The organism is Oceanisphaera avium, from assembly GCF_002157875.1.
GTDB lineage: Bacteria > Pseudomonadota > Gammaproteobacteria > Enterobacterales > Aeromonadaceae > Oceanimonas > Oceanimonas avium.
Genome location: NZ_CP021376.1, coordinates 1,042,725 through 1,065,332, shown reverse-complemented (window position 1 = coordinate 1,065,332; position 22,608 = coordinate 1,042,725). Strand labels below are relative to the sequence as shown.

General features: G+C 42.9%; 20 protein-coding genes. 14 read left to right on the top strand and 6 right to left on the bottom strand.

The genetic code is table 11. The features are described 5' to 3' along the window. Window positions 1-53: 53 nt before the first annotated feature. The 5 genes from gshB to metK all read right to left on the bottom strand — a co-directional run bounded on the left by gshB (window position 54) and on the right by metK (window position 4,763). The gene (gene gshB, locus CBP12_RS04850) at window positions 54-1,004 is read right to left on the bottom strand and encodes a glutathione synthase (RefSeq protein WP_086963433.1); all 951 of its coding nucleotides are present in this window, start codon (window positions 1,002-1,004) and stop codon (window positions 54-56) included. Then, window positions 1,001-1,732, bottom strand: coding sequence for a 16S rRNA (uracil(1498)-N(3))-methyltransferase (gene rsmE / locus CBP12_RS04845; RefSeq protein WP_086963432.1), 732 nt, complete (start codon window positions 1,730-1,732; stop codon window positions 1,001-1,003). Before rsmE ends, gshB begins: the two co-directional genes overlap by 4 nt. A 117-nt stretch (window positions 1,733-1,849) precedes the next feature. Then, window positions 1,850-2,953: a sunset domain-containing protein gene (locus CBP12_RS04840; protein ID WP_198341861.1), complete on the bottom strand. Its 1,104-nt coding sequence runs from the start codon at window positions 2,951-2,953 to the stop codon at window positions 1,850-1,852. Between the two features lie 52 nt (window positions 2,954-3,005). Further along, window positions 3,006-3,485 (bottom strand): SprT family zinc-dependent metalloprotease, encoded by a 480-nt coding sequence (locus CBP12_RS04835; RefSeq protein ID WP_086963431.1) that lies wholly within the window; start codon window positions 3,483-3,485, stop codon window positions 3,006-3,008. Window positions 3,486-3,602: 117 nt separating this feature from the next. After that, entirely contained in the window at window positions 3,603-4,763 is a 1,161-nt protein-coding gene (metK, locus tag CBP12_RS04830) for a methionine adenosyltransferase (protein ID WP_086963430.1), read from the bottom strand. 337 nt (window positions 4,764-5,100) lie between these two features. Here metK and tkt point away from each other — a divergent pair, with 337 nt between their 5' ends. Then, entirely contained in the window at window positions 5,101-7,101 is a 2,001-nt protein-coding gene (gene tkt, locus CBP12_RS04825; RefSeq protein ID WP_086963429.1) for a transketolase, read from the top strand. Window positions 7,102-7,707: 606 nt separating this feature from the next. On the opposite strand, the gene CBP12_RS04820 is transcribed toward tkt, so the two are convergent. Beyond that, a complete protein-coding gene (locus tag CBP12_RS04820) occupies window positions 7,708-8,700 on the bottom strand; it encodes an integron integrase (protein WP_086963428.1) in 993 nt (330 codons plus the stop codon). Between the two features lie 352 nt (window positions 8,701-9,052). Between CBP12_RS04820 and CBP12_RS04815 the strand changes: the two genes are divergently transcribed. The 13 genes from CBP12_RS04815 to CBP12_RS04750 all read left to right on the top strand — a co-directional run bounded on the left by CBP12_RS04815 (window position 9,053) and on the right by CBP12_RS04750 (window position 22,607). Continuing rightward, complete coding sequence (locus tag CBP12_RS04815; RefSeq protein ID WP_086963427.1) at window positions 9,053-9,694, top strand: DUF4145 domain-containing protein; 642 nt, start codon at window positions 9,053-9,055, stop codon at window positions 9,692-9,694. 99 nt (window positions 9,695-9,793) lie between these two features. Next, window positions 9,794-10,525: a hypothetical protein gene (locus CBP12_RS04810; RefSeq protein WP_086963426.1), complete on the top strand. Its 732-nt coding sequence runs from the start codon at window positions 9,794-9,796 to the stop codon at window positions 10,523-10,525. Between the two features lie 96 nt (window positions 10,526-10,621). Beyond that, window positions 10,622-12,373 carry a GmrSD restriction endonuclease domain-containing protein gene (locus CBP12_RS04805; protein ID WP_086963425.1) on the top strand — a complete coding sequence of 584 codons (1,752 nt, stop codon included), beginning with the start codon at window positions 10,622-10,624 and terminating at the stop codon, window positions 12,371-12,373. A gap of 83 nt (window positions 12,374-12,456) precedes the next feature. Beyond that, window positions 12,457-12,837, top strand: a complete 381-nt coding sequence (locus CBP12_RS04800; protein ID WP_086963424.1) for a hypothetical protein — start codon at window positions 12,457-12,459, stop codon at window positions 12,835-12,837. A gap of 458 nt (window positions 12,838-13,295) precedes the next feature. Next, window positions 13,296-13,739, top strand: a complete 444-nt coding sequence (locus CBP12_RS04795; protein ID WP_198341860.1) for a putative signal transducing protein — start codon at window positions 13,296-13,298, stop codon at window positions 13,737-13,739. Between the two features lie 48 nt (window positions 13,740-13,787). Further along, window positions 13,788-14,246, top strand: coding sequence for a hypothetical protein (locus CBP12_RS04790; protein WP_086963423.1), 459 nt, complete (start codon window positions 13,788-13,790; stop codon window positions 14,244-14,246). A gap of 118 nt (window positions 14,247-14,364) precedes the next feature. After that, window positions 14,365-15,102 (top strand): hypothetical protein, encoded by a 738-nt coding sequence (locus tag CBP12_RS04785; RefSeq protein WP_086963422.1) that lies wholly within the window; start codon window positions 14,365-14,367, stop codon window positions 15,100-15,102. A 127-nt stretch (window positions 15,103-15,229) separates the two neighbouring features. Continuing rightward, window positions 15,230-16,093, top strand: coding sequence for a hypothetical protein (locus CBP12_RS04780; protein ID WP_086963421.1), 864 nt, complete (start codon window positions 15,230-15,232; stop codon window positions 16,091-16,093). Between the two features lie 97 nt (window positions 16,094-16,190). Next, the gene (locus tag CBP12_RS04775; protein ID WP_086963420.1) at window positions 16,191-16,964 is read left to right on the top strand and encodes a hypothetical protein; all 774 of its coding nucleotides are present in this window, start codon (window positions 16,191-16,193) and stop codon (window positions 16,962-16,964) included. Window positions 16,965-17,569: 605 nt separating this feature from the next. Beyond that, the gene (locus CBP12_RS04770; RefSeq protein WP_198341859.1) at window positions 17,570-19,036 is read left to right on the top strand and encodes a hypothetical protein; all 1,467 of its coding nucleotides are present in this window, start codon (window positions 17,570-17,572) and stop codon (window positions 19,034-19,036) included. A 157-nt stretch (window positions 19,037-19,193) separates the two neighbouring features. Next, entirely contained in the window at window positions 19,194-20,471 is a 1,278-nt protein-coding gene (locus CBP12_RS04765) for an RES family NAD+ phosphorylase (RefSeq protein ID WP_157420045.1), read from the top strand. A 41-nt stretch (window positions 20,472-20,512) separates the two neighbouring features. After that, entirely contained in the window at window positions 20,513-21,103 is a 591-nt protein-coding gene (locus tag CBP12_RS04760) for a hypothetical protein (protein ID WP_086963417.1), read from the top strand. Window positions 21,104-21,287: 184 nt separating this feature from the next. Beyond that, the gene (locus CBP12_RS04750) at window positions 21,288-22,607 is read left to right on the top strand and encodes an FRG domain-containing protein (RefSeq protein WP_086963416.1); all 1,320 of its coding nucleotides are present in this window, start codon (window positions 21,288-21,290) and stop codon (window positions 22,605-22,607) included. The last annotated feature ends 1 nt before the right edge of the window (window position 22,608 follow it).

Here is a 22,608-nt window from a genome sequence, read left to right as displayed (position 1 = left end):
TTGCTGCAGAAATGGCCCCACCCCTGCGCTTGGGTGGGGAGTCGGGTCTTTATTTAGGATAGCCGCTTTTCAATGGCATCCATCAGCATTCCACAAATATTTACCGGAAATGCATTTTCAATCTCACGTACACACGTGGGACTGGTTACGTTTACTTCAGTTAGCTTATCACCAATAATATCGAGCCCTACAAAAATCAAGCCTTTTGCCTTTAAGGTAGGGCCTAGTGCCTCTGCTATGCGGCGATCGCTGTCGCTTAGGGGTTGAGCGACTCCCAAACCTCCAGCGGCTAAGTTACCGCGGGTTTCTCCGCCTTGGGGAATGCGTGCTAAGCAATAAGGCACCACTTCGCCATCCACTACTAATACTCGCTTATCACCTTGCTTAATCGCCGGTATATAGGCTTGTACCATGCAGTAACGGCTACCATGTTCGGTGAGGGTTTCAATAATAACGCCTAAGTTAGGATCCCCTTGCTGTACTCTAAAAATAGAGGCGCCACCCATGCCATCCAAGGGTTTAATAATAATATCGCTGTGCTCTTGATAGAATTCACGGATATCTTGGGCGCTGCGAGTGACTAAAGTAATAGGCGTAAACTCAGAAAACCAAGCGGTATAGAGCTTTTCATTAGCATCGCGCAGGCTTTGCGGCTTATTTACGATGAGGGTGCCTTTTTCTTCGGCGCGCTCTAATAAATAAGTGGCATAGATATATTCGGTATCAAAAGGCGGGTCTTTGCGCATTAAGATCACGTCCAGATCACTTAAAGGCTGCAACTGCGGCTCTTCTAAGGTGAACCACTGAGTGGCATCTTCTTTTACCGTCAGTCTGGCCATGCGGCCATAAGCATCACCGCCTCGTAAACTTAAATCGGCCATTTCCATATACCACAGTTCGTAACCACGGCGTTGTGCTTCTAGCAACATGGCGAAACTGGTGTCTTTTTTGATAGTGATGGACTGGATGGGGTCCATCACTATTCCTAACTTAATCGCGGTCATGCAAGATCTCCAAATCGGCATTGCAAAGCAGTAATGGCGGTCAAGGCCGCCGTTTCGGTTCTTAAAACCCGGGGGCCTAATAAAATATCGATAAAATCGTGAGCACTGGCTTGGCTAATTTCTTCCTCTGATAAGCCACCCTCTGGCCCTATCAATAATCGCACGCCGGTACGGGGCGGGGGCAAGGTATTGACACTTAATTTTGCTTTAGGATGCAAGTTCAGTTTTAAATCCGTGGTGGCTTGCGCTAACCAGTCTGCTAATGGCAAGGCGGGATGAATAATCGGCACTTGGTTGCGCCCACATTGTTCACAGGCTGCAATGGCAATGCTTTGCCATTGTTGAATTTTCTTCTCTAAGCGCTCACCGCTAAGTTTAACGCCACAGCGGCTAGAAAAGAGCGGGGTAATTTCATTTACCCCTAACTCTACGGATTTTTGAATGGTGAATTCCATTTTTTCACCCCGACTGATCACCTGTCCTAAGTGAAAAGGCAGTGGCGACTCACATTCTTGATCATCAAAAGCCCCCAGTTCTACCTGTACGACTTTTTTATCCGCGGTGGTAATAGTGGCGTGATATTGTCCGCCTAAGCCATTAAATAGCAGCAGCGACTCACCTGCTTGCATACGTAATACACGGCCCACATGATTCGCGTTATCGCTAGACAGTGTCAGCGTAAGTCCCGTTTGCAGCGGCTGGTTTTCATAAATTCGCGGTATACGCATAAATTACACACATCTTTTTTAAAAGAGCAGGGCACTAGGCCGCTTACTCATAAAGCCTAAATAAGCGCTAGTGTAGCGCGAGAGCGAATCACTCGCTATAAAACAGCGGGTGTTGGCTTAGGGGCAGTTTTTAGCAAGGCGATAACCGGCTTGTTGTGCCGCTTGTACACTGTCAAACACGACGCGATTTTTTACGCCTAAGCGGGCATAGCTGGGGCAATCGGCGCGATGAAAAATACCAGAGTTTTTATTGGCACGTATTTCACGGTCTTGGGTGCTTGCTGCCACCTGAGGCTTAGGGTTTTTCTTTGGCGCCACGTAATTACTGGGCGCTTGGCTAAAAGGCGCTAAACTGGCAGTGGCATTATCAAACTGACTATTACCTAACGCCATAAAAATAGGCGCATGATCGGAGACATGTTTGCGGCTTTTACTGTGATCCCAGCCAATTAACTTGGGGTAATCAATCACGCCCTGTTGTTTTATTTTTAAATGACTGTCGCGCTCCACCCAAATATTATCGTAAAGATTAACGTATTTACCGGCGGTGTCAGACAGCGTGGAGGCACCTTGGGTGATTAGCGGTTTGGCATAGCGTTTGAGTGGCGCCCAAGCAGCATGAGCTTGGTCGAGGTTAAAATCGCCTGCTAATACGAGAGGCGTATTAGGATAAATTTCTTTCATCCATAACCAGTATTCGGCTAACGCATTAATCTCTGGGGTGCGGTCTTTAATAGTTTTACCATACACAATATGTACCGTCGCCATGGCTAGCTCGCTGTGATCGCGCTTAGACTGAAAGCGGGCTGAAAAAGGCTCGCGCGCAAAATGATTTTGCTTATCTAAATAGACCACAGCGCCATCTACATATTTTACCGCCGAGTCTCGCCAGATAAAGGCATAGTGTTCTTTATAACTATTGGCACCCAGCGCATGAGAAAGTAAATGGCTCCACGACTCACCAGTGTGCTTTTCTAAGGCGCGCTCTAAGTCTGTAATGCCTTGTTCGGTCATCACTTCTTGTACTGCTAGCAAGTCCACCTTGCCGGCAATAGTGGCTAAGGCGGCAAAGCTTTTTTGGCTGCCATGGCCTAAGCGTTGAATGTTCCAAGAGCCTACCACTATGTCACTGGCTAAAACCGCAAAGCTTGAAAATAGGCTGCTAAAGACAACAAAAATAGCCGCGATACGATAGCGACGAAGTAACCGAAACATGTTCATAAAAAATAATTTCCTAGCAGTGAATGTGCATCAGCAACAAGTTCAGAGGTATTTAAATAGGCTGCAATTCACCATTACAGTGCAAACATAAATAACGCTGCTTGGCGCGCATTATCTTGTTATGGCGCCTAAGGGTCAATTGATGCTGTCGACATGAGCAGTGATAACTAAAAGTAGGTGCCACTTTAGTGGTGTCTAAACGGTGGCGCGTGCGCGGCTCACAGCCAAATACGGCGTGCATAATATGCTGCCATTCACGGCCATGAGGTTTTACCTTACCAAAACAGGCAAAAGCAACAAGGTGCGCCACTTCATGAGGCACAATATCACTCATAAATTCAGCTTCATTATCGGCCAGCAATATGGGGTTAAAGCGCAGCTCCCAGCGCTCTAGCCACGCCGAGCCTGCAATACGCCCCCCTTGGTTAAAGCGCACCACAGGCTCTATAAACTCTCGTGATAATTCGTGAGCGGCAATGCGCAGGCATTGCACTACTCGCTCACGCACTCTTTGTTCTAAATCAGCGGTCATTATTACCTATTTTCTAATCTCGTCCTACGGGCTTAGGCAGCGTGGTGCGCTATGTTAAATGGTTAACCAATAAAAAGGGAAGCCGCAGCTTCCCTTTAAATGTGCTTATGTTAGCGTTTATTTTAACCCCGCCGCATCGCGCAATAACGCGGCTTTATCGGTGGCTTCCCAAGTGAACTCATCACGACCAAAATGACCGTAAGCCGCAGTAGGCTGATAGATGGGACGATTTAAGTCCAGCATTTGAATAAGGCCATAAGGGCGCAGATCAAAGTGCTCACGTACTAGCGCATCAATTAAGTCTTCTGCTACTTTACCCGTGCCAAAGGTTTCTACGCTAATTGAAGTAGGCTCAGCCACGCCAATGGCATAAGACACCTGAATTTCGCAGCGCTCAGCAAGACCCGCCGCAACAATGTTTTTCGCCACATAACGCGCGGCATAGGCGGCAGAGCGGTCTACCTTAGAGGGATCTTTACCCGAAAACGCACCGCCACCGTGGCGTGCCATGCCGCCATAGGTATCAACAATAATTTTACGACCCGTTAAACCGCAATCGCCCATGGGGCCACCAATGACAAATTGGCCAGTAGGGTTAATAAAATACTTGGTGTTTTTAGTTAACCACTCAGCCGGTAACACCGGCTTAATAATGGTTTCCATTACTGCTTCTTGCAGTGTGGCTTGGTCTATTTCAGGACAATGTTGAGTAGATAACACTACCGCATCAATGGCGCTGGGCTTGCCTTGCTCATCATAAACAAAGGTGACTTGTGATTTTGCATCGGGGCGCAACCAAGCCAACTCTTTAGACTTTCGCACTTCTGCCTGGCGGCGCATTAGCTTATGAGCATAAGTAATGGGGGCGGGCATCAAGACATCAGTTTCATTAGAGGCATAGCCAAACATTAAGCCTTGGTCGCCGGCACCTTGTACATAAGGGTCTTGATCACGGCGATCCACGCCCATGGCAATATCTGGAGACTGCTTACCAATGGCGTTTAATACCGCACAGCTGGCGCCATCAAAGCCCATTTCTGAGCTGGTGTAGCCAATGTCACTCACGGTTTTGCGCACTAAATCTTCAATATCCACCCAAGCGGTAGTGGTAATTTCACCGCCCACAATCACCATGCCGGTTTTAACGAAGCTTTCACAGGCCACACGCGCTTTGGGATCTTGTTCAATAATGGCGTCTAACACCGCATCTGAGATCTGATCGGCAATTTTATCCGGATGACCTTCGGATACGGACTCGGAGGTAAATAGTTTGGCCATGATGATTTCCTAACGTAATAAAGTAATTCCGATGTGCTAATAAACCACCTTGGCAAACCCCAACTGCATAAACCAGCAAGTGCTAAGCGACGATGAACGATGGCGGTATTAACATCTAGACGGCTATTCTAAAGAGAGCCATCCGCGATTACCAGCAAAATGTCGTAAGCTCAACACAATATCAAGCCACTTTTTTGCCCTTATGTTGAGTTAGTTGGCCAAGCGCACACTTGTTAAGATTAAATTTGCGCCGCTCCACAGTCTTTGGGACAATACGCGCGACAATTTTTGCTCACCTTACCTCTTTTATATTACGTAACTGTCTCAGGAGATGTTGATGCCTTCTCGTCAAGTGCTGGCCAATGCCGTGCGCGCACTCAGTATGGATGCCGTACAAAAAGCAAATTCTGGCCACCCCGGTGCCCCTATGGGCATGGCTGATATTGCCGAGGTGTTGTGGCGCCATTACCTCAAACACAACCCCAGCAACCCTAACTGGGCCGATCGCGACCGCTTTATTTTATCTAACGGTCACGGCTCTATGTTGTTGTACTCTTTATTGCACCTAACGGGTTATGACTTGTCGATTGAGGATCTGAAACAGTTTCGTCAATTGCACTCTAAAACACCGGGCCACCCAGAATACGGCTATGCTCCTGGCATAGAAACCACCACAGGTCCGCTAGGTCAAGGCATTACTAATGCCGTGGGTATGGCCATTGCTGAGCGTGCCTTAGCGGCCCAGTTTAACCGCCCCAATCATGAGATTGTGGATCACTACACCTATACCTTTTTAGGCGATGGTTGCTTAATGGAAGGCATTTCACACGAGGCCTGTTCACTAGCTGGCACCTTAGGGTTAGGTAAGCTGATTGCCTTTTGGGATGACAATGGCATCTCTATTGATGGTGAGTTAGACGGTTGGTTTAGTGATGACACTCCTAAACGCTTTGAAGCTTACGGCTGGCAAGTGATTGCCAATGTCGACGGTCATGACTCAGCCGCGTTAACCCAAGCCATTGATGCCGCCCGCGCCGATAGCTCACGCCCCACTTTAATTTGCTGTAAAACCGTTATTGGTTTTGGCTCACCCAATAAAGCCGGCACCGCCGATTCTCACGGCTCACCGCTAGGTGATGCTGAAGTGGCCGCTACCCGTGAAAAATTGGGTTGGGAGCATGCCGCTTTTGATATTCCCGCTGACATTTATGCTAAATGGGATGCCAAAGAGCAGGGCGCCGCCGCCGAAGCCAAGTGGAATAAAGCTTTTGCCGCTTATCAAGCTGAGTTTCCTGAATTAGCCGCAGAATTAACCCGTCGCTTAAAAGGTGATCTGCCTGCTGATTGGGCACAAACCAGCAGCGATTTTATTAAAGAGCTGCAAGCTAATCCGGCAAAAATTGCCACTCGTAAAGCTTCACAAAACTCCCTCGATGCCTTTGGTGCTATCTTGCCTGAGTTGTTGGGCGGCAGTGCCGACTTAGCGCCTTCTAACCTGACCATGCACAAAGCCTCACAAGCCATCAGCAGTGATGATTTTAGCGGCAACTACCTGCACTACGGCGTACGCGAGTTTGGCATGAGCGCCATTATGAATGGCGTGGCCTTACACGGCGGCTTTATTCCTTACGGCGGCACTTTCTTGATGTTCGTGGAATATGCCCGTAATGCCCTGCGCATGGCCGCGCTCATGAAGCAGCGCGCCATTTTCGTTTATACCCACGACTCTATCGGTTTGGGTGAAGACGGCCCCACCCACCAGCCGGTTGAACAAATTGCATCTTTGCGTTTAACGCCCAACATGAGCACTTGGCGCCCCTGTGACCAAGTGGAGTCTGCCGTGGCCTGGAAGTCGGCCATTGAGCGTAAAGACGGCCCCACGTCATTGATCTTCTCTCGCCAAGGCTTAGGCCAAATTGAGCGCAACGAGCAGCAACTGGCCGATGTGGCTAAAGGCGGCTACGTGCTCAAAGATTGTGCCAACATGCCAGAGCTGATTATTATTGCCACCGGCTCCGAAGTTGAGCTGGCCATCGCGGCAAGTGAGCAGTTAAGCGCCCAAGGCAAGCAAGTGCGAGTGGTGTCTATTCCGTGTACCGATGTGTTTGATGCACAATCTGTGGAATATAAAGAAAGCGTATTGCCAGCGGCCGTTGCTAAGCGTTTAGCAGTAGAAGCGGGCATTGCTGATTACTGGTTTAAATACGTTGGCCTAAACGGCGATATTATTGGCATGCACAGCTTCGGTGAGTCGGCTCCTGCCGATGAGCTATTTAAGTTCTTTGGCTTTACCGTTGATAACGTTGTTGAAAAAGCCAATGCGCTTTTAGCAAAATAAGTAAGCGGCTAAATATGTTAGCTAACTAAATAGTTAAATAAATTAGCTAAGTAATTTAATAACTAGCGTAAATAACAACCGGCCGATTGGCCGGTTTTTTATGGGCGAAGGGTAGGATCAGCGCAGGGTTTTGATGTTTTGCAGGCGAGCACTTGCTCTCGCATGTCGACGCAGCCGAAACCTTAAAAAAAGAGCTATTTTTGCCACGGAAAAGAGCAGAGCGCACGGACAAGATCGCGGCCGACAAGCGCTTTTTAATAGTAAGAGTTCATCTCGTTCAGGATGCGATATTTGGCTCTTACTACTAATAGACCTTTCCGGTTTGATCTTTATATTTCCGTGTTCCGTGGGGTCCGTTGCCAATTGTTTTAGCTTTTAAAGGGCAAATCGACTGAAAATTCCACAGCAATGATGAGCGATTACTTAATCCAAGCAAGGCAAAGAACGACAGTCTACATCAATCACCCTATCTGAATTCATGTTGCCACTTATTCTTGCTTATAATGCGAGGCTTCAATTGAGCCAAGTGCATGTAGCGGGTGCTGTCTTATAATAAAAAATGAGATAATAGACGCCTGTAAGGCTCTGCGCTAGCCTGTCGGCTCGCTAAAAACCATCGTCGACCGGACTTCTCACCCCGAATCCTCCCTTGCGTGCCACATGGGTATAAATTTCTGTGGTACGCACATCGGCATGGCCCAGCAGTTTTTGAATAGTACGAATGTCGTACCCGGCCTCAAGTAACCGGGTAGCAAAGCTGTGACGCAGCACGTGGCTGTTTGCCTGTTTGTAAATACCAGCCTTGCGAATGGCCGCTCCAATGGCTCGTTGCACGCCGCGATCCAATAAATGATGGCGACGCACCACATTGCTGCGTGGGTCTATGGCCAACTTACCCGCCGGAAACAGATATTGCCAAGCCGGCTCACTGGCTGCGCTCGAATATTTGCGATTCAGTGCAAAGGGCAGGTAAGCCTCACCATGGCCACTCGCCAGGTCCTGCTTATGGAGTATCAGGCAGGCTTCAATTTGCAGAGACAGTGGCGTTAGCAAGGAGTCTGGCAGCAGGGTTACTCGGTCTTTATTACCTTTACCGCTGCGCACAATAATTTGCTGCATGCCAAAATCGATATCTTTGACTCGAAGCCGCAACACTTCGTTAATGCGCAGGCCTGAGCCATACATTAAACGCGCCACCAGTTGTGAGGTGCCTTCTAAGTGGCTTATTACGGCTTTAACTTCATCATGGGTAAAAACCGTGGGCAGTCGCCTAGGCTTTCTTGCCAGCTCAAACGACAACTCACCCAGCGGTTGCTGAAGAAATTCCCGAAACAGAAAAACGAGCGCATTCAGAGCGGTGCGTTGTGTACTTACGCTGTTGTTGCGCTGTACCGCAAGATGAGAAAGAAACTGCTCTACCTCTTTTTTAGAGCAGGTAGAGGGGTGGCGCATGCCATGAAAGCGAATAAACCGTTTAATCCAGTGGCAATAAGTTTGCTCTGTTTTGTAGGCCAGATTTCGGCTACGGATCAAGGCACGCAGTTGATCCATGAAGCGAGTAGGCTGGTCTGGCAGTTTGGGTGGTACATCCATAATCATGCGCTCACCTGTACACTGTTCTTATATACAGTAGTTTAGTTGCTGCTGCGATGATTGCACAACGAAACCGGAGCTATACGACAATTGTCGTAAAACTTCATGATTCTTGGTCTACAAAGCTTATAAAGCACTGAAAAATATGGAATAGTTACTGTGAGCAAAAATGCATAAACGAACAGAAATTTAGTGTGGAAAGCGACATTTGACGCTTATTCCCCGAGGCGTCGTTTTATGGAGCCTTAAGCTTTTGATAAAAAGAGAAATTTTAATGATGAGGTGTATGCTTCGCGGAATAGGTGCGGTTTGCATAGATGTCATTAGTCGTTGAATTAGCTGTTAAGGCTACGAGAGTATGGCTATCGGAGATAAGATCAAAATTTACTGTGGCGACTGTAAACGCTCTACCAACCACCTAATTATTGCAGAGCGTTCTGTGGACTCTCATCCATTTGAAGCTGAGAAATGGGGTCAGAAGCATTATTTTTGTCAGTGCGCAGGCTGCGATAGTTATGCATACGCCATTTCGGAATGGGACGAGGCTGACTGGAATCCGCACACTGGGGAGATGGATTCAAGCTGGCGAACTTATCCAAATTCAAGAAACCAGCGCCAAACCTTTGGCGATGATCACCTGCTGCCGCAGAAAATCCGGTCCATTTACCGCGAAATTATTGGTGCTATGAATGCTCAACTCCCACTATTAACGGCAATTGGTTTACGTGCATTAATAGAAGCCATATGCAAAGACAGAAAGGTCAAAGGTGGTAATCTTGAAAAGCTAATTGATGGGTTGGCCAGCGATGGCGTTTTATCAAATGATCAAGCGGCTATATTGCACGGCCATCGGTTTTTAGGGAATGTCGCAGCCCATGAAGTAGAGGTTGCTCGACCACCGGAGCTAATAGCTGCTCTGGAGATAGCTGAGGCTATGTTGAGAACAATTTATGTGCTCCCGGTGCTGTCTAATCAAATTACTACGGGGCGAAAGCCTTAACAAAACGCGGCACTCGGATGTCCTTTACGCCGCTTCGCTCTGTAAAGGCCACCGGTGCGCTTTGCGTTAGCTTAAAGGACCGAAAAGGAGTTACTTACGGTGGATAAATATTTGTCAGGGATTGAGATGGTTGGCCTGATAGCTTCGATAACCTCATTGGTTCTTGCGATTGGGGCGATATGGTTGTCCATCGTATTTTTCAAAATGTCCAACGAGGCATCCAAGTCAACAACTGAAGCGGCCAAAGGAATTGATGCGAGCGTTAAACGACTAGAGAATTTGTTCGACAAGCTTTATTCGGATACTTTTTCTATGATGAAGGATACGGTCTCTGATATGCGAAAGCATATTTGGAGTGGCGATGGAGTTGGTAGTGGTGCTGGAAACAAAAGCGATATCCTTGAAGAGGCAGACAGAAAAGCCGAAGAAAAAGTACAAGAGATAAAGTCTGCTCTGGACAAACAGTTAAATGAGATTCTAGAAAAGCAGCAGATGGTAGACGGAAGGGTTTCAGGCATCGGGAAAGAACTAGAAGTATTGCTAGATAACGCAATTCAAACTTCAAGGATGATTGAAATTGAAGCCAGAGAAGAAACTGTTAGAAATCATATATTAATGGCCTTGCGATCTTTCGCCAGAAGAAGAAAAATTGTTACCGCTGAAGAGCTGGTGGAGTCGTTAAGAGATAATATTCCATCCAAGCGAATTATAAATGAGCTGGAAAGCATGAAAGAAGAAGGCGTAATATTTTATGATGATGAGTATTTGAGTCCAAATACAAAAATACGTTTGCTCAGCATCCGCGAAAGAACAAGGGAGCGAGAAAGCTAACAAGGCATTCAAGCTCGCTCGTTACACTCGCTGGGACTGGCGTACCGCCAGCCCCTTAACTTCGCGTTATGCGAATAAATAAACGGAGTAAATTGAATGGCATTTGTAGAGCCGATAACGATCAAAGAAGCGATTGATAATGTACACAAGAAGAATTATTTGCTTCCGGCCATTCAACGTGAATTTGTTTGGGGGGTGGATCAGATAGAACGTCTTTTTGATTCACTAATGAGGGATTACCCAATAAGTTCATTTCTATTTTGGGAAGTCGAGAGGCAGAATATAAGCAATTTTCAGTTCTATGAGTTTGTTCGTGAGTACCATGAACGAGATAACACGCATAATCCAAAGGCAGATATAAGTGGTGAAAATGGAATTACCGCTATATTGGATGGTCAACAGCGTCTTACATCTCTCTATATAGGATTAAAAGGAACGTATGCCTATAAACTCCCTCGAAAGAGATGGGATAATGATTCCGCGTTTCCAAAAAGAAAGCTATGCCTTAATCTGCTTTCGCGTGCAGAGGATGCTGACTTTGTATTTGACTTTAAGTTCTTGACGAAGAAAGAGCATCAGCAGTCTGATGATGACCATTTTTGGTTTATAGTTGGCGACATTCTCGATCTCGAAAAACCTGCTGACATAAATAAATACTTAATCAAAAATGGTTTGCTCAAGCTCGAAGAGGATAAGGCTGAATTTGCAAATGAGGCTTTATACAAACTGTGGGAGGTTATCCATAAAAATAAGTCTATAAATTTCTTTTTGGAGAAGGGTGAAAGTTTAGATAAGGTTCTCAATATATTTATTCGCGTCAATAGTGGTGGAACACAATTAAGTTATTCTGATCTTTTGCTTTCAATAGCCACTGCGCAATGGAAAGAAAAAGATGCGCGAGAGGAAATTACAGAATTCGTTGACGAAATAAACGCCATAGGGGATGGCTTCAATATTAATAAAGATTTTGTGTTGAAAAGCTGCTTGGTTATATCTGGTTTTAGGGATATCGCATTTAAGGTTGATAATTTTAATCAGGAAAATATGCTCATCATTGAGAGGCAGTGGGATGACATAACAAAAGCAATCAAGTCTGCAATTGTTTTGATTTCAAGTCTTGGTTACCACAGAGAGACGCTAACCTCAAATAACGCCCTTATACCCGTAGCTGGATATCTTTATAAAATTGGTAGTCCAGACAATTTTGCTGAATCTTCGAAATATCAAAATGATAGGCAAAAGATATTCAAGTGGCTTGTGATGGTGCTCTTGAAAAGAACGTTTAGCGGACAGCCAGACAATGTGCTTAGACCGATTCGTGAGGTCATAAACGCTTCTGAAGATGGGTTTCCATTGCTTGGTATTGTGAATAAATTGAAAGGCGGGACTAAGGCTATATCATTTGATGATGATGAAATAGATAATCTTTTGTATTATCAATATGCGCAAGCATACACTTATTCCGCCCTTGCATTTATTTATCCATCGCTCGATTTCAGAAATAAGTTCCATCAAGACCACATATTTCCAAAAAAGTTATTTACTAGAAAGCGGCTTGAGAAACGTGGGATCAAAGCCGAGGATATCGAGTTCTATCTCGAAAACTATAATTATGTAGCTAATTTGCAGTTACTTGAGGGAGTCCCTAACCAAGAAAAATCAGGTAAGGATTTTGATGTCTGGATAAAAGAAAAGTATCCGAATCAAAAAGATAAAAAAGCGTATATGGAAAGACACTATATCCCAGATATTGATCTTACATTAGAAAACTTCAGGCAGTTTATAGAAGAAAGAGAAAAACTACTCGTGGCGGAGTTTAAGAAGTTGCTAACGCACGAGATCGCATAACAATGTGCTGCACTCGGATAAATTACTCGCTACGCTCGCAATTTACGCGGTGAGCGCGGCGTTATGCATTAAAGGAGAGGTCAGTGCTTGAGTCAGTAGTTCAGGAAGAAACCACTGGATGCGGAATTGCTTCTGTTGCCAACATTCTTGGTCATAGTTACCCAGAGATGAAAGCCATTGCTAATGCTATGGGTATTTATGCCTCAGATAAATCATTGTGGTCTGATACCCAGTATGTGCGACGTATGCTGTTAAACGCAGGTGTTGAAACTTCCAGGGATGAGGTACCGTTTGACTCTTGGGAGTCCTTGCCAGATCTAGCATTGTTGTCTATCAAATATCACCAAGAAGAAGGCAAAGACTTCTGGTACTGGGTTGTGTTCAAGCGCCTGGATGGCCAGCCTTTCGTGCTGGATTCGGTGTGCTTCATTCAATATTGGCCAACGGTAAGACGCTTCGTTTAATCGAAAAATCCGGCAATAAGTTATGGCTCTTACTTAAATTCATAACAAGGCCAATCACAAACGCCAGCAAGCTGGCTGGACTCGCTGACGCTCGCCTGTGTTGGCGGCGTTATGAGTCAATAATCTGCCAGCCACAGAGTCGTTTATAGCGTTATCACAGAGCTGTGCAAACTGAAATGGCGAAGCAAAAGGGTAGCGCCAGCATCGCCTGCCGGAGAGCGGGGCAAGGTAGTTGGCTGTAGTGCTCAATATCCAAAATCTCAGCTGGTCATCTCGTTGAACATTCGGCGTGCTTCATTCAATATTGGCAGCGGTAGCGTTGTTTACCTAAAGAGTCCTGAAGTGAGTTCTTTGCTCTTATTTACAACTCATAACAAGGCCAATCACAAACGCCAGCAAGCTGGCTGGACTCGCTGACGCTCGCCTGTGTTGGCGGCGTTATGTTTACAAGGAGAGTTATGAGTAATCTTATAGTAATTGCGAGTTATTCATTTCCTCTGGACGCGAATATTGCTAAAGCGGCATTAAGCAGTGCGGGTATCCCTGCATTTGTCGCAGATGAACATACGATAAATATGCAATGGTTATACTCTAATGCAATGGGCGGTGTTCGAGTGTTAGTCGCCAAGGAACATGAAAGCGCGGCAATCACTCTTTTGACAAATGATTTCTCATTAGCAGTAGATGCTGAGTGTGGTTCTAGTATTGAAACTTGTAAAAATTGTGGTAGTGAAAATGTCGAACATCATACAAAAGGAAAAGTTCCAGCCTATTTGTTGTTCATCGTTATAGGGTTTCCTTTTTTTTTCATAAGCACGGTTTTAAATGTTCCGACTGTGGCTATTTCACAGAGACATAACAAGGCCAATCACAAACGCCAGCAAGCTGGCTGGACTCGCTGACGCTCGCCTGTGTTGGCGGCGTTATAACTCTGGATAAGGTTCGGGTGCATGATCAATAAAGATTTTTGTTCTATATATTTTTGGGTGCACTCATCATTCTCAGCGTTGTCAATCGGCTACTTTCTCTCACTATTAAGTGCTAGCTCTCAAGTTCAAGAAGCTTTAGCGATTAGCTTTGCGTCTATTTGTTTTTGCATTAGCTTAATAGTCAACTCTGGCATGGCCATTTTTCTATTGTGGTTTGGAAACTCCGAGGCGATGATAAATCGGATTTATCCTCTTTATCCATGGCATAACTTAAAATCTGTTCCTACTATTGCAATCATTAGCTTCCTGGTAGGATTGGTTTTTTTACTTGGCTTCTATTCGTATTGGTTAGTTTTATTAGCAATAACTACCTCTGTTATCGTTTACATTGTTATAGGTAATACATGGCACACATTAATGGATGAGGATTTTAAGTCTAAGCTTCAGCAATTACGGGATTTAGATAAAGATAGTAAGTAAGGTTATAACAAGGCGCTTAAACGGAACTAAAAATGCTGGCTCAGTTTCGCTTCGCTTCACATTGTAGCCAGCAACTTTAGTCCGCTTAGCTTAGCGTTAGCAGCATAAGGATATCTCGGTGGGTAGTTTAGATTCTTGGGTGACAGAGTTTAAAAAAATTGGTTGGTTTATTCCTCCATATGTAACTATGGGAGATATGGAGAGTATTCTTGGGGCTAATATCAAGGGTGAAGCTAATTTAACTCAAAGTGAATTAGAGAATATTTTATCTTCAATTTATTCAGGTAATCACTTATCTAGCTTATTCGTTGAAAAATATTCTGATACTCCATTTATAAAAGATTACATCACCATATTACAAAATGGGATTGAAGCACACTTTCTAGGGTTACATTATTCCGCTGTTGCTACATTAATTCCTGTTATTGAAGGCGTTGCTAGAAAGTTGGCCGTTAAACGAGGTGTTCACCATAAACACGTTAAACAGACAATTCGAAATATATGTGAAAGCTGTAAAAATGATGTTGTCGAGCGAAAGCTTGGAGCCTACGAAGAAGTCGAATCAATGATTGAATCCTTTGAATATTTTGTTGTAAACAACTTATATTCAAACTCAAGTTCATATCCCCATGAGGATAATACAAACAGAAATGGTATTGCCCACGGCTCATTTGCCGACTCAGATTATGGAACACCCATTAACTTCTATAAAACAATCGCAGCAATAAACTCACTTTGTTTTTTATCGGCAATTGACTCAGGGTTATCTTGGTTTCCTCCAAATTATAGTGAAGCTAGTTTAAAAAAATCAATTTATTATTCATTATGTACCAAGTTTTCAGGCTTGCGTATGTAATGCTGCTAACAAGTTGCTAAAACGGACAAAAAACTGTTGGCTTTTGCTCGTTCCTCGCTAATTTTAGCCAACTATTTTATTGCCGCTTAGCAAAGCGTTAGGCCAATAGTTTTAGTTCGAGGTATCAATGAAAATAAAAGCTAACTTTTTCGCCGATTGGGTTGAATTATTAAAAGATATCTTAGTATCTCATTGGGGGTATGATGTTTCGTCAGTACCAGATACCGAAATTCCACTCTTGTATTTCAATGCTGAGCAACGACGACCAGACCAAAAGCAGCGGGAAGTGGTTGAGTCTGACAGTTTTATATGTCCTCCAGAACAAGCTCCTGGTTGGGAAATATTAAAAAACCTGATTGAGTCAGGTCAAGATATAACCCCAAATCTTAGTAAGTTGGTTAATAAGCTTAACAGCAAAGACTCCATGCTAAATGATTGGGGTGTTCATCATTTTCATCTCGGTGAGCATATGGAGGGTGAGTTTATTAAACGTACTGGTCCGCTTTTGTTTGCGTTGCTTGCTGATGACAAATTTTACACTATTGGTGTATTCGAACATTGCTCTTGGGCAGACCAAGACATTGTCGAGATAATTCATCGGAACTGGCCAGATGTGGTGGAGAAATACAAAATTAAGGGTGTTATTTCTTCAACTGAGGTGACGGAACAGGAGCGAAAAATTCTTCGTTCTAAAAACGCTAATGCTTTCGTAACGGTAGGCGATGGAACGGTATACGCTCCAATTGGAGGGGGTATGGTGAGCTCGGGATATAACGTACAAGCAGTGATGACTATGCATAAGCAAAAAGCTATGCTCAAAGATTTAGAAGACCACTTGAATAAGCAGATGGAAAATTTGAGAGGTTTATTTGAGCAGCGAGGTTATCAAGGAGAGCCCGAGCTAGAAGCAATACTCGAAATAAGTGACAAGGAATATCGCGCATTTTTTCCTAAATATGGCGTTTCAGCAATACTGTTATCCAAGGCCTAACAAACGCAGGCAATGCGACGGCTTTTTCGTTGCGGCTTTGCCTCCACTATTAAAGCCGCGCTTGCTGCGGGCGTTAACTTTCATACCAGGATTGTAGATGGTCGATGTAAATAGATACGAAAAGGATGTTCATTATGAGAAAGCCAGATCATTGCTGGAATTTGATGATTTGCAGTCTTTTAGGTACGCCTGCTTAGAACTAAGGTACTTCATCGAAGCTCATGTGTATCAGCAATTGCTTGCCGGGGCTGAAGAAATACCCAGAACAATAATTGAAACTTGGCAACCCAACAAAGCCATAAAACTATTGTCGGATTTCGATGATCTAGCCGATAAAGACTTACGTTTAAGTATATTTAGCGAAGACGGCGAACTTAAAGACACAATAACCTACAACAATATTTCAATAAAAGATTTGAATAAGCTGTATAACTCTCTTGGTAGCTATTTGCATCTTCCAATGCCAAAAAAGTTAACTGACTATATAATCGACAAAAATAAAATTGTTAAGATATTTGATCAGTTAGGCAAACTTACCAAAGGCAACTTAATGGTAGTTAAAGCTAACTACGAATTCTTCCCATGTGAAGCCTGCGGGCAAAATATTTTGTATACACAGCATTATGTCAAGTCAAACGAATCGATTGCATGCCAAAATGATTCATGCCGTATCGAGTATGCAATAAGAACCTCTGAGGATAATGTTTCATTTGGATCAAAATACGTTTTCGAGTGTGGCGTTTGTCATAAAGAGGCAACGGTTTTCTTTTCCAAAATTGAAGATGGCTATAAGTTCAAATGTGGCCATTGTGAAACAGAGTATACATTTGAAATGATTCTTCGGGGTATGCCTGTTGAGCAAGAAAGTTAACAAACGCAGGCACTGGGACAAATTTTCCGCTGCGCTTCAAATTTTCCCGTGCTGCGGGCGTTATAGCGGTCCGGTTTTCGTTTAAAAAATAAATTGCAGTAACCGGCGGTAACATCTCACAAGCCGGGTTGCGAGGAACTATTCTAAAGATTCAGCCCGTAATTCTGAGAGTGTTTCAACGCAGCTTCGTTAAGGTCTCTGGAATAGTACGAACACCATCGGTGGTGCTCGGCAGCAATGTCTCATTTGGGTGGCTGATTTGGCAGTTTACAAAATAGTAGGTGCCGCAGGCTTTGGCTTATTCGTGGGTTTTGTTAATTACAAGTGCAGCGGTGGCTCAAAGTGCGCGTCTTCGTTTTCTATAACAATCGTAACCATGCGAAATTTACTCCGGCGCTCGTTTTGTGCCGGAAAAGCTTGGCACAAAACAATCGCCTCCATAAATTCGCCTGTTTCGGGCGTTATGTGTATTTAGCTCAAAGTAAACTGTCCTCTGTCAGCAATAAGAAAACCTCTACAGAGATCGATATGATTTAGTTAGTATGTTCACAACATACTAACTAAATAGATGAAAATATATTTTGCGTGGTGGTATGAGCGACAGGGTGTTAGAAGAAAAGCTTGAACTGTCCCCAGATGACTGGCTCACCTGGACTGATGAAGAGTTTAATAATTGGAGAAGGGAGTATGATTTCCCTCGTATTGTGGATTTTCTTTTTGAGACTCTGCCATTCTTTTCTATTTGGCTTTCAGAACAATCTGGGCTAACAAGACAAGATTTGATTTTTCATGGGCCTGCACGTTTCATTAGGCACTATGGTCAATCAATTAGATTTGTCGAGCATGATGTTAGTTTACGCTTGCATCCTAATGAGCCTGCCCAGCCAATTCTACGTCACTGTTTTATAAAGAAGAATGAGAAACAAGTAAGAAAGAAAAAGGTAACTAGATCGGTTGAGTTTTATAGCTATATTGATTGGGCTTCTAAAAATAAGAGCTGGGTATTTCACGCAAGCCGTTCATGTATTAAAGATTTTGTTAGATGTCTTACTCCTTCAGGACGATCTTGCCAGACATCAACTTACATAAATAGCAATTCAAGTATTCAATTTTATATACCCTATTTTATGCCCAGTGTTACTATCGATGAAATATTATCTTCGACTAATAGACCTATTTCTCCGCCAAGCCTTGAATTGTTGAAGTTAGGTGGTGGGGGTGTAACGGTTGTAGATGGTGTTGTGGGTGAGAAAAACCTTGAGTTTACAAATGTTGATAATATCACTCTCATAAATCCGATTATTACCAGTTTTCAAGATATTTCGTACTCTACATTGCGCAACGTGAATATTGTTGGAAATGTCCATGCTGCAACATTCCACCAATGCTCTATTGAGATTCATGTTAGCAAGGGAGATTTGTCTGAATGTGTTTTTGAGTATTGTGAATCGAAGATCAGCTTGAGTGATTCGAAGCTATATCGCTCGTCGATTCGAGAAAAAACTTTGAAATTAAGACTTAAAGATACTGAGGTATCAGATTGTTGCTTTGAACATCTAGATATAAATGATGGGTCTTTTGCAGAGCGAGGAAGGTTTAATCAATCGGCAAAAATGATTTACTCTCATCTAGGTTTCCCCGATCTTGCTGGTAAGCATTTCTACCTTGAGAAAAAGGAAAAAAGGAAAGGTCTATGGAACACGTTTTCTAGCTTGGATAGTCGGAGCAAGATCGGGGGACGCATATTCTCTTTCTTAAGTTTCATATGGATGGCATTTCAAGAAGTATATTGGGGATATGGTGAACGTCCTTTTAATATAATCCTATTTTCGTTGTTTGCCATTATGAGCTTTTCTTTATTTGGATACTTTAATGAGTCATCATGTACGCACATGGAATTAGGTGACTCGTTAATATTTTCCTTTCAAGCATTCACCAATATTACGATCAAAGAAATACAGCAGAGTCATGATGTAATAAACCTGGCTGGATCTTTTATGTCATTTTTTGGGGTTATGTCAGTTGGACTGCTAGTTGCTGCTCTTTCAGCAAAAACTAAAAACTACAATTAGATTCAACAATATATTTGGTTTATATGTTGCAAGATATTGGTGGATTTGTTGTAAAAATCTTACACATAACAAACGCATGCATAGGACCGCAGCTGCCGCTGCGGCCTATGATGCGGGCGTTAGGTGAGAGACACATCTTGAACTATTGGAGTGTATTTTGAGCGAAAAATTAGTCTGTTCACGTTGCGCTTCAATCTACTCACTTGAAAAGTATATTCGCGATAATGGTAAAAGTTCTGTTTGTAGCTATTGTGGTGATAATGAAAACTTCACGCTACAACGAGATACCATGTTTGAATACATAAAGTCCAAGCTTGAAGAGTTACTAACTCCTCTTTCCTTCTATAGCAAGCTGCAAGGACATTATTATCACGCTCACGAAGATATTACTATTTATTCCGATGGTTACGAATTCTTTCAGTGGTATGAAAGTTTTTTCAACAACATGTTTTTTGATGAATTACTCGATTATATAAATTATTTCTTCAGAAAAGAGCCTCTGATTTCCTTGGTTGATTCTTTCCGTTATCCTGAGGATACTTGCTCATCACATTCATTGAAATGGTCTATTTTTGTTAATAAGCTAAATCATGAATATAGATATTCAAATAGAGAAATCACATCCTTAATTGAGTCAATACTTTCTCCTGCAGTTGAAAGCGGTAAGCTTGTAAATAAATACCTTAAAAGGATAAATAAAGGATCTATCCTGTACCGTGGCAGGATATTTAATAGCAATAAAGAAAAGGAAGATATTAAACTCGCTCCTTTTCGTCAACTAGGACCACCACCAGTTGAGATAGCCTCTGAACAGAGAATGACACCGAGCGGGGTTTCTGCATTCTATGGCGCACTGGATAGAGAGACATGTCAAGCAGAGTTGAGGCCAATAGCTGGAGTAAAAATCGCTACATGCGCTTTCAAAGCAATAAATGGTTTTAAGTTAATCGATTTAGACGCATTTCAAAAGATCAAGCCCTCCGATATTGGCTGGCACCAAGATCCTTTCCAAGAAGGTCTAGGCAATAAAATCGACTCCGTTTACTTTTTTAGTCAGCTATATTCGGAGCTGGTAAAACCTTCTACCGCAGGAGACGCCAAAACTTATAGATTAACTCAGTTGTTTTTCGAGGTTTTAAGAGTTAACTTTCTGAATCAAGTACATGGCATCGCATTTTCTTCGGTTCAAAGGGGTGGTAGGGGGAAAAATGTAGTTTTGTTTCCTGAGTACTCGGTAACACAAAATGACGATGGGGAGATCTATTATCCTCATGGTTGCTCAGTGGAGCAGTTTTTTTCAGATGAGAAGTATTTTTCTGGTTTTAAATATAAAGGTTACTCAATCGATCCAGTATTACTTTGTGAAAGCGAATCTATTAACTTACATGCGGTAAAAGCGGTAAAAGTGTTGTCGGAACTGATTGATAGTGATTGAGCTAGCACCTAATTAGCTGTTAAATTGCAAAGGAGGGCTTCATGCCATTTTCGAGTATGAATAAAGACAAGATCCAAGTTTTAAAATCTGATGGCACTAAAAGCCCCGAAATGAATGCTAGCGTCCAGAGTAAAGGAATTTACTTAATGAGGTCAGATGTCTTAGTTGAACCTAATGATTTAATTCAGCGTGTAATGTCTAATGGTGGCACTGAAACATTCCAAGTTATTGATCCTGGCTTTCACGAAGGAGCTGGTGGAGTAATTCCGGCTCACTATCAAATGAAGGTAAAAAAACTCGGACTGCCAGAGGCTGAAAAAGCGATCCAATCTATTACTTATAATATTAATGGTCCAAACGCTAGGGTGAATAATAATTCAACGGATAATTCTAACAACATTGTAAATGTCAATAATGATTTGTCCGAAAGTATTAAGGCCTTAAAGGCAGAGATAAACCGACTCGAATTATCAACTCAAGAGAAAGCAGAAGCTATAGAAGTTGTGGGCGTAATAGAAGAACAGTGCAAAAGTGAGAAGCCAAGTAAGGCTGTTGTAAATGCATTAATTGGTTCTTTACCAACAGCCGCATCAATTGCATCAATAGGTTCACTTATTGTTTCGTTGTTGTAATATTAGTAGTAGTAGTAGTAGTAGTAGTAGTAGTAGTAGTAGTAGTAGTAGTAGTAGTAGTAGTAGTAGTAGTAGTAGTAGTTGAAATTTAACAAGGCCAATCACAAACGCCAGCAAGCTGGCTGGACTCGCTGACGCTCGCCTGTGTTGGCAGCGTTAAATTTACTAAGGAACTAAACACCAGATGTATAACTTACTCGTAACAGCTATGGATGGAGCTTGGGAGCAAGGCTTTTATGAGTATGATAAGAGCCGATTCCTTGAGTATACGAATGAAGATATTGCGTTCGCCCTCAAGGGATTGAGCGAAATGCATATCCAAAATCTTAAAAGTTATCCTTGTTTATTTGCGTACGAAGGTGAGTATTCAGATGTTAGGGTTGGGTACTTAACATCTATAAAAGAGCATGGTCGTAGCATACTTATTGAATTTGAGTTTCAAGAAGACATTGCCCCTATACCATTTCAACAGATTCTTCCTATAGCACCATTACTGGATATTCGCGGCTGGGAGATGAATAGAACTCATTGGGCAGTAAAAGATGAGGATTTGTTTACCAGACTCAGAGCATCTGGAATTATTGATCCAGAACACGAGTCAATGAAAAGTAAACCAGAGAGACCTACATCTGAAAAGTCAACCAATCCAAAAATCAGCAAAGTTCAAGGCTTCATTGGAAAAGTATTGTTACTTAATAAAGATGAAGGCTGTGAGGTGTTCTATCGCGGTCATTCTAGTAAGAAAAGATATAAGTTAGAGCCATCTTTGTTTAGAAAAGACGAAGATGGGAATTATCTATATAAAGATAATGAACATGTATTATACAGAGAGTTGTTGGTTTCTAATTCAAATGATTTTCAGTCCGATGTTTATACATTAGATAGCTTGGTACGAATGCAACATTACTCGTTACCTACGAGGCTGTTAGATATTACATCTAACCCTCTGATTGCCCTTTATTTTGCATGTAAGTCTTCGTTAGATGAAGATGGAGAGGTGGTGGTTTTTTCGATGCTAAGGAAAACCATAAAATATTTCGACTCCGATGTAGCAAGTTGTATATCCAATCTAGCTAGGCTTCCTCAAACAGAAAAAGACTTGATCGGATTTGATGGGAATAAATTTAATGATCAGCTTCCTATCAAGCGTCTTATTCATTTTATTAGAGAAGAAAAACCATTTTTCGAACCAGGAATAGTTCCAGATGATCTACGAAAAATCATCTGCGTAAAGGGCAAGCAAAGTAACGATCGCATATCTTCTCAGTCTGGAGCATTTCTATTGTTCGGACTAGATGCAGTGTTCGATGAAAGTGGAACGCCCGATATAGAAATATCAAGAATTACGATAACGAATAAAAAATCTATATTGAAAGAATTGGATCTTCTTAATATCAACGAGAGTACTGTTTTTCCATATATAGAAAATTCGGCTAAATATGTGGCTGACAAATTCAAATTTAACAAGTCAATCCAATCGACCGCTAACGCGGCGGTTGATTGAA

What these genes read in the sequence shown, in the direction of transcription:
- metK (WP_086963430.1), bottom strand. Translation starts at nt 4,763, where the DNA reads ATGGCCAAACTATTTACCTCCGAGTCCGTATCCGAAGGTCATCCGGAT.
- CBP12_RS04840 (WP_198341861.1), bottom strand. Translation starts at nt 2,953, where the DNA reads ATGAACATGTTTCGGTTACTTCGTCGCTATCGTATCGCGGCTATTTTT.
- CBP12_RS04750 (WP_086963416.1), top strand. Translation starts at nt 21,288, where the DNA reads ATGTATAACTTACTCGTAACAGCTATGGATGGAGCTTGGGAGCAAGGC.
- rsmE (WP_086963432.1), bottom strand. Translation starts at nt 1,732, where the DNA reads ATGCGTATACCGCGAATTTATGAAAACCAGCCGCTGCAAACGGGACTT.
- CBP12_RS04775 (WP_086963420.1), top strand. Translation starts at nt 16,191, where the DNA reads ATGGTCGATGTAAATAGATACGAAAAGGATGTTCATTATGAGAAAGCC.
- CBP12_RS04835 (WP_086963431.1), bottom strand. Translation starts at nt 3,485, where the DNA reads ATGACCGCTGATTTAGAACAAAGAGTGCGTGAGCGAGTAGTGCAATGC.
- CBP12_RS04760 (WP_086963417.1), top strand. Translation starts at nt 20,513, where the DNA reads ATGCCATTTTCGAGTATGAATAAAGACAAGATCCAAGTTTTAAAATCT.
- CBP12_RS04790 (WP_086963423.1), top strand. Translation starts at nt 13,788, where the DNA reads ATGATCAATAAAGATTTTTGTTCTATATATTTTTGGGTGCACTCATCA.
- CBP12_RS04815 (WP_086963427.1), top strand. Translation starts at nt 9,053, where the DNA reads ATGGCTATCGGAGATAAGATCAAAATTTACTGTGGCGACTGTAAACGC.
- CBP12_RS04795 (WP_198341860.1), top strand. Translation starts at nt 13,296, where the DNA reads ATGAGTAATCTTATAGTAATTGCGAGTTATTCATTTCCTCTGGACGCG.
- gshB (WP_086963433.1), bottom strand. Translation starts at nt 1,004, where the DNA reads ATGACCGCGATTAAGTTAGGAATAGTGATGGACCCCATCCAGTCCATC.
- CBP12_RS04780 (WP_086963421.1), top strand. Translation starts at nt 15,230, where the DNA reads ATGAAAATAAAAGCTAACTTTTTCGCCGATTGGGTTGAATTATTAAAA.
- tkt (WP_086963429.1), top strand. Translation starts at nt 5,101, where the DNA reads ATGCCTTCTCGTCAAGTGCTGGCCAATGCCGTGCGCGCACTCAGTATG.
- CBP12_RS04805 (WP_086963425.1), top strand. Translation starts at nt 10,622, where the DNA reads ATGGCATTTGTAGAGCCGATAACGATCAAAGAAGCGATTGATAATGTA.
- CBP12_RS04820 (WP_086963428.1), bottom strand. Translation starts at nt 8,700, where the DNA reads ATGATTATGGATGTACCACCCAAACTGCCAGACCAGCCTACTCGCTTC.